The 6,027-nt window shown below is 60.8% G+C and carries 8 protein-coding genes and 1 pseudogene; 8 read left to right on the top strand and 1 reads right to left on the bottom strand.

The window, feature by feature from the left end; genetic code table 11:
* The 4 genes and pseudogenes from RSB01_RS13175 to RSB01_RS13160 form a co-directional block, all read left to right on the top strand.
* Positions 1-388, top strand: a pseudogene (locus RSB01_RS13175) (adenylosuccinate lyase); the annotation flags it as partial.
* Between the two features lie 127 nt (positions 389-515).
* The gene (locus RSB01_RS13170; RefSeq protein ID WP_332591309.1) at positions 516-1,241 is read left to right on the top strand and encodes a 2OG-Fe(II) oxygenase family protein; all 726 of its coding nucleotides are present in this window, start codon (positions 516-518) and stop codon (positions 1,239-1,241) included.
* On the top strand, positions 1,238-1,741 hold the full coding sequence (locus RSB01_RS13165; RefSeq protein WP_332591308.1) for a DNA-deoxyinosine glycosylase: 504 nt from the start codon (positions 1,238-1,240) through the stop codon (positions 1,739-1,741). Before RSB01_RS13170 ends, RSB01_RS13165 begins: the two co-directional genes overlap by 4 nt.
* A gap of 94 nt (positions 1,742-1,835) precedes the next feature.
* A complete protein-coding gene (locus RSB01_RS13160; protein WP_332591307.1) occupies positions 1,836-2,435 on the top strand; it encodes a fasciclin domain-containing protein in 600 nt (199 codons plus the stop codon).
* Between the two features lie 150 nt (positions 2,436-2,585).
* Here the strand turns inward: RSB01_RS13160 and RSB01_RS13155 are convergent, their stop codons facing one another.
* Positions 2,586-2,909, bottom strand: a complete 324-nt coding sequence (locus tag RSB01_RS13155; RefSeq protein ID WP_332591306.1) for a DUF1476 domain-containing protein — start codon at positions 2,907-2,909, stop codon at positions 2,586-2,588.
* A gap of 266 nt (positions 2,910-3,175) precedes the next feature.
* Between RSB01_RS13155 and purC the strand changes: the two genes are divergently transcribed.
* The 4 genes from purC to RSB01_RS13135 all read left to right on the top strand — a co-directional run.
* Positions 3,176-3,934: a phosphoribosylaminoimidazolesuccinocarboxamide synthase gene (gene purC / locus RSB01_RS13150; protein WP_332591305.1), complete on the top strand. Its 759-nt coding sequence runs from the start codon at positions 3,176-3,178 to the stop codon at positions 3,932-3,934.
* Complete coding sequence (purS, locus tag RSB01_RS13145) at positions 3,934-4,173, top strand: phosphoribosylformylglycinamidine synthase subunit PurS (RefSeq protein WP_167176517.1); 240 nt, start codon at positions 3,934-3,936, stop codon at positions 4,171-4,173. The genes purC and purS overlap by 1 nt, the downstream gene beginning before the upstream one ends.
* A gap of 130 nt (positions 4,174-4,303) precedes the next feature.
* Positions 4,304-4,789: a YbhB/YbcL family Raf kinase inhibitor-like protein gene (locus tag RSB01_RS13140; RefSeq protein WP_332619534.1), complete on the top strand. Its 486-nt coding sequence runs from the start codon at positions 4,304-4,306 to the stop codon at positions 4,787-4,789.
* Positions 4,790-4,935: 146 nt separating this feature from the next.
* Positions 4,936-6,027, top strand: a 1,092-nt coding sequence (locus RSB01_RS13135) for an MFS transporter (RefSeq protein WP_332625634.1), incomplete at its 3' end; no start/stop codon positions are given.

Below are 6,027 nucleotides of genomic sequence, written 5' to 3'. Positions count from 1 at the left end.
CGATATCAGCCACTCGTCGGTTGAACGCGGTATCGGCCCCGACGCCACCGCCCACCTCGACTTTGCCCTGCACCGTCTGGCCGGCGTGGTCGAGCGCATGAACATCTATCCCGAGAACATGCAAAAGAACATGGATCGCCTCGGCGGTCTGGTCTTCTCGCAGCGTGTCATGCTGGCCCTGACCCATCACGGTATCAGCCGTGAAGACGCCTATGCCGCCGTGCAGGAAAACGCCATGAAGGTCTGGCGCGGCGAAGGCCGCTTCATCGACTTCCTTAAGGCTGACGAGCGCGTCACCCTGCCGGATGCCGACCTCGAAGCTCTGTTCGACATCGGCTACCACACCAAGAATGTCGACGTGATCTTCAACCGCGTGTTCGGCGCCTAAGCCCGACATTCGACCAGAATACTGCAAGGGGAGGTATCGAAAGATGCCTCCCCTTTTGCTTGGGCTTCTTTTGCTGGGCGCCAGTATTGGCTATCAGTGCTCTCTGCCTTTGGGGAACGGCCTGACCATGACCACACCAGTTATCCGCATAAATCCCGCCATCGATGCCAATGCGGCCCGCGACGCCTATAAGCGGGACGGTTTTGTGCAGATTGCCGAGATTTTCGAGCCTCATGTGGCCGAGCATCTGGCCCGAATGATCGAAACCCTGACCTATGATCTGGCTTTTCAGGGCGAAGAGGCCAAACCGGTCCTGCTGAATGCCGAGCAAATCCGCCAGCAAGGCCAGCAGATGGGCCAGCGCATTCGCAGCCTGATGGATCGCACCGGCGATACTTACGGCTTTCTTTACCAGTCGTATCCGCTGATTACCGCCTATTTGACGGGTCGCGATGCCGGTCACCCAATCCACAGACTGACCGAGTGGCTGAATGCCGAGTTCACCGCGTTTGGGGCCTTTGTCACCGACGAGCCGCGCGTGGCCAAGGCCGATGGCCAGCTCACCCGCTATCGCCCCGGCGACTTTATCGGCCTGCACGACGATGTCGGCCCCGAGGACAGCCATCGCCTGACCGCCTATACGCTGGGCTTCACCCGTCGCTGGCGCAGCGACTGGGGCGGCCAGTTGCTGTTCCATGACCATAAGGGCGATGTTTCGCGCGGCTTTGTGCCACGCTTCAACACCCTGACCCTGTTCAAGGTGCCGCAACTGCATTCGGTGGCGGTTGTCGCACCCTATGCCAAGGTCCACCGCCATTCGGTTGTTGGCTGGTTGCGCGACCACACATCGTGACCGGCGATGGTGTGCGCAGCATCGGTTTTGCCCCTGCCGTGTCAGACGCCACGCGCCTTCTGGTGCTGGGCAGCCTGCCGGGCATCGCTTCGTTGAATGCCGCGCAATACTACGCCCATCCCCGCAACAGCTTCTGGCCGATTGCGGCGGCCCTGACCCGCCAGCCGCTGCACAGCCTTGCCTATGAAGAGCGCCTGCAAGCCTTGCTGCAAAGTGGCATTGGCCTGTGGGACGTTCTGGCCTCTGCCGAGCGGTCCGGCAGTCTGGACAGCGCCATCCGTTCCCCCGAAGCGGCGGACTTGCTGGCGCTTGTGCGCACCCTGCCCCGTCTCGAAGCCATCGGCTTTAACGGCAAGGCCGCTGCCCTGACGGGCCGCCGGATTCTGGAGGGCCATATCGGCCCCGTCCGCCTGATCGACCTGCCCTCGACCAGTCCAGCCTATACATTGCCCTTTGACGCCAAGTTGGCCCTGTGGCGCGAACGCCTGCCTTCATTTTAGCGATCACAATCGCAGCGCGTGACGCATCCTTTCGGGCGTTTAACCGTAATTTATCCCTGATCGCAGTTCAGCGACTTAAAGGGAGAACCTCGTAATGATGAAGACCCGTACAGCTTTTGGCGTGATCGCCGCGTCTGCCGCCGCCCTGACACTGGCCGCTTGCGGCAATAACCAGAATAGCGAGAATGCGGCCCCGACGGCCGATCCGGCCACCAGCACGCCTGCGCCCGCTCCGTCCATGGCCCCGACCGAAGACATCGTTGTCGCCGCCAGTACGGCCCCCGACTTCACAACCCTGACCGCCGCTATCCAGAGCGCAGGTCTGGCCCAGCGCCTGTCCAGCCCCGGTCCCTTTACCGTATTTGCCCCGACCAATGCGGCGTTTGACAAGATTCCCGCCGCTGATCGCAACGCCCTGATGCAACCGGCCATGAAGGCAGATCTGACCAAGATCTTGACCTATCATGTGGTTCCGGGCCGCCTTGTCGCCGCCGATCTGGCTGCACAGGCCGCCGCCAATAACGGCACAGCAACCCTGACCACGGTTCAGGGCGGCAAGCTGACCTTGCGTGATGCCGGTGGCGGCAAGTGGGAAATTACCGATGCCAAGGGCGGCAAGGCCACCATCACCATGGCCGACCAGGCACGCACCAATGGCGTGGTTCACGTCATCGATACTGTCCTGATGCCATAACACTGCAACCCGAACGCTGGATGCGCATTACAGACATGCGTAGGCAGTGCGCATGTCTGTTTCCTCATGGTGTTCGAGGCAGACGACAAAAAGGCCCGCAACCATCCCCTCCGGTTGCGGGCCTTGTTTGTTTTCAATCGCTTGAGGCGATTATTCTCCGGCGCGGATTTGTTCGCGCGCGGTCGCCGCCAGTTCGTCCATCTTGGAACGCACTTCGCCTTCCGAGACGTTCAGGCCAGAGCCCTTGAAGTCACCGGCGATCTTGCGGAAGACGTCTTCCTCGCCCGGTTGCTCGAAATCGGCACGCACAACGGCAGCAGCGTATTGTTCAGCGCTCTCGGCGGACAGTTCCATCTTCTCGGCAGCCCAAAGGCCCAGCATTTTATTGCGACGGGCAATGGCCTTGAATTCCTGTTCCTGATCGAGGGCAAACTTGGCCTCGTAGGCCTGTTCCCGATCTTCGAAGGTCGTCATGCGCGTCGTAACTCCTGCTTTACGGACTCAAGTGCGAGCTCGCATGCGGCTCTATGGCCTTGAGGATGCCTGAACGTCAACAAGAGTTAAACAGGCCACAGTCCGGATAACAATCTTATGGATATTTGTGTCACAGCCGCCATTCGGCTAAAGGGCAGTCGGTTCTATTTAGCCGCCATCGACTCGAGGACCGCGCTTTCCGTTAACGGAGGTGCGCGTTTTTCGTTTTGAAGGCCACCTTACCTCCCCGTACGGGAACGCCAGTGATGAACACCAAGCGCAAAAAGATTTACGAGGGCAAGGCCAAGATCCTCTACGAGGGTCCCGAGCCGGGCACGCTGATCCAGTATTTCAAGGATGATGCGACCGCCTTTAACGGTGAAAAGAAAGCCCAGCTGGAAGGCAAGGGCGTCATCAACAACCGCATCAGCGAGTTTGTGATGACCCGTCTGACCCAGATCGGCATCACCAACCACTTCATCAAGCGTCTGAACCTGCGCGAGCAGTTGATCCGCGAAGTCGAGATCGTGCCGCTGGAAGTGGTGGTACGCAATATCGCTGCCGGTTCGATCGCCAAGCGTCTGGGCCTCGAGGAAGGCACCCCGCTGCCGCGCTCGATCATCGAATTCTATTACAAGAAGGACGAGCTTAACGACCCGATGGTGTCCGAAGAGCATATCACCGCCTTCAACTGGGCCACGACTCAGGAAATGGACGACATGCTGGCCACGGCCATTCGCGTGAACGACTTCCTGTCGGGCCTGTTCTCGGCCGTCGGCATCACGCTGGTGGACTTCAAGATCGAGTTCGGCCGCATCTACGAAAACGATTTCTCGCGCGTTATCCTCGCCGACGAAATCAGCCCCGACTCGTGCCGCCTGTGGGATACCGCCACGGGCGAGAAGCTGGACAAGGACCGCTTCCGTCGCGACATGGGCAATGTCATCGAGAGCTACACCGAAGTGGCTCGCCGTCTCGGCATCATGAAAGATATGCCGACTGTTATTCAGGGAGGGCTACACTAATGGCCAAGGTTAAGGTTCACGTCTTCCTCAAGCCGGGCGTGCTGGATGTTCAGGGCAAGGCCGTTGAAGGCGCTCTGCAAGGTCTGGGCTGGCCGGGCGTTTCCGAAGCCCGCGTCGGCAAGCTGATCGCTTTCGATCTGGCCGACGATGTCGCCGACAAGGAAGCCGAAGTGAAGCGCATGTGCGAAACGCTTTTGGCCAATACGGTCATCGAATCCTACAAGATCGAGATCGCCTGATTTTTCAGGATATTTCGTTGAAAAGGCCGCCCCATCGGGCGGCCTTTTTTCATACGCGCCCTTGCCGTCCGCCTTTGTCTTGCCCATCAAGACCTGAGCTCGAATATCAATGACTGCGGAGGGACTGCCCATGACCTTTACCCTGACATCCAATGATCTTGTGGACGGCGGCACGCTTTCCGATGCGCAGGTCTATGCCAAGGGCAACACCTCGCCCCACCTGTCGTGGACGGGCGCGCCGGAAGGCACCAAGTCGTTTGCCGTTACCTGCTATGATCCCGATGCGCCGACCGGCTCGGGCTTCTGGCACTGGACCATAGCCAATATCCCCGCCGACATCAGCGAACTGGCCGCGGGCGCAGGTGCTGTCGGCGGTGCCAACCTGCCAGCCGGCGCCATTCAGGGCCGCACCGATTTCGGCGATGCCGGTTTTGGCGGAGCCGCTCCGCCCGCTGGTCACGGTCCGCACCGCTACATCTTCACCGTCTTTGCCGTGGATGTCGAAACGCTGGACGTTACCGCTGACAATTCGGGCGCGGTTTACGGCTTCAACCTGCATTTCCATACGCTGGCCAAGGCTTCGATCACCGGCATTTACGAAAACACCGGCAGCTAAGCCACCCTACGGGGGCTTTGACGGGTCTGCCGCCAAAGCCCCCCTTCCCTTGGTCGCATTGCAACACGGCCTGATCGGCCTATATCGGTTCCGTCGTCCTCCCCCGCAGCCTTTGTGCTGCATCGTCTCCAACGACCCCGGTATCCATGCTTGTTTCCCCACGCCCCTCACAGGGCGCCGATCCCGTTGGCCTTTCCGCCGGACGGATTGCCCTTGTACTGCTGGCACTTGCGACGGGCGGTTTCGCCATCGGCGTGACCGAGTTTGCCGCCATGAGCATCCTGCCCGACTTCGCCAGAGGCCTAGGCGTGGACGAACCCACCGCAGGCCATGTCATCAGCGCCTATGCCGCCGGTGTCGTTGTCGGCGCCCCTATTCTGGCCGTTATGGGGGCTCGCCTGCCGCGCTGGCTGTTGCTGGTCGGGTTTATGGGCCTGTTTGCCATCGGCAACGCCCTCAGCGCCGTGGCCCCCACCTATGAGAGCATGCTGCTGTTCCGCTTCCTCAGCGGCATTCCGCACGGGGCCTATTTCGGTGTAGCGGCGCTGCTGGTGGCCAGTATCGTGCCCTTGCACATGCGCTCTCGGGCCGTATCCACCACGCTTTTGGGGCTGACGGTCGCGACACTGGTCGGCGTACCTTTGGCCAATATTGTCAGCCAGCATTTCGGCTGGCGCTGGACCTTTGCCATTGTCAGTGTGCTGGCCGTTCTGACCATGGTGCTGGTGGCCCTGTTTGCGCCGCGTGATGGCGGTGATCCCGATGCCATCCCTCTTCGCGAACTGTCCGCTCTCAAGAACACGCAAGTCTGGCTGACGCTCGGCGTCGGGGCCATTGGCTTTGGCGGTATGTTCAGCGTCTATGCCTATCTGGCCTCGACCGCACAGGCGGTGACGGGCGTTTCGGCATCCACCCTTCCGACCATATTTGCCGTTTTCGGCATCGGCATGATGGCCGGTAACCTGATCGGAGGCTGGGCTGCGGACCGATTCGGCATGAAGGCGGCTGGGGGCCTGTTGCTGTGGAGCGCCTTTGCCCTGTCGCTATATGCGCTGGCCGCGCCGCGACTGGAGACCCTGCTGGTGGTCATTGTGATGATCGGTATCGGGGGCGGACTGGGCTCTATCTTGCAAACCCGCCTGATGGATGTGGCTGGCGAAGCCCAGACACTGGCCGCCGCTCTCAACCACTCTGCCTTCAACTTTGCCAATGCGCTGGGCCCTCTGCTTGGCGGGATG

Source organism: Brevundimonas sp. (genome assembly GCF_036659295.1).
In the GTDB taxonomy this organism is placed as follows: Bacteria; Pseudomonadota; Alphaproteobacteria; order Caulobacterales; family Caulobacteraceae; genus Brevundimonas.
This window is presented reverse-complemented; position numbering and strand designations above follow the sequence as displayed.

Excerpts from the sequence above, each read along its gene's own strand:
- RSB01_RS13170 (WP_332591309.1), top strand. The coding sequence starts at position 516 with ATGACCACACCAGTTATCCGCATAAATCCCGCCATCGATGCCAATGCG.
- RSB01_RS13160 (WP_332591307.1), top strand. The coding sequence starts at position 1,836 with ATGATGAAGACCCGTACAGCTTTTGGCGTGATCGCCGCGTCTGCCGCC.
- RSB01_RS13155 (WP_332591306.1), bottom strand. The coding sequence starts at position 2,909 with ATGACGACCTTCGAAGATCGGGAACAGGCCTACGAGGCCAAGTTTGCC.
- purC (WP_332591305.1), top strand. The coding sequence starts at position 3,176 with ATGAACACCAAGCGCAAAAAGATTTACGAGGGCAAGGCCAAGATCCTC.
- purS (WP_167176517.1), top strand. The coding sequence starts at position 3,934 with ATGGCCAAGGTTAAGGTTCACGTCTTCCTCAAGCCGGGCGTGCTGGAT.
- RSB01_RS13140 (WP_332619534.1), top strand. The coding sequence starts at position 4,304 with ATGACCTTTACCCTGACATCCAATGATCTTGTGGACGGCGGCACGCTT.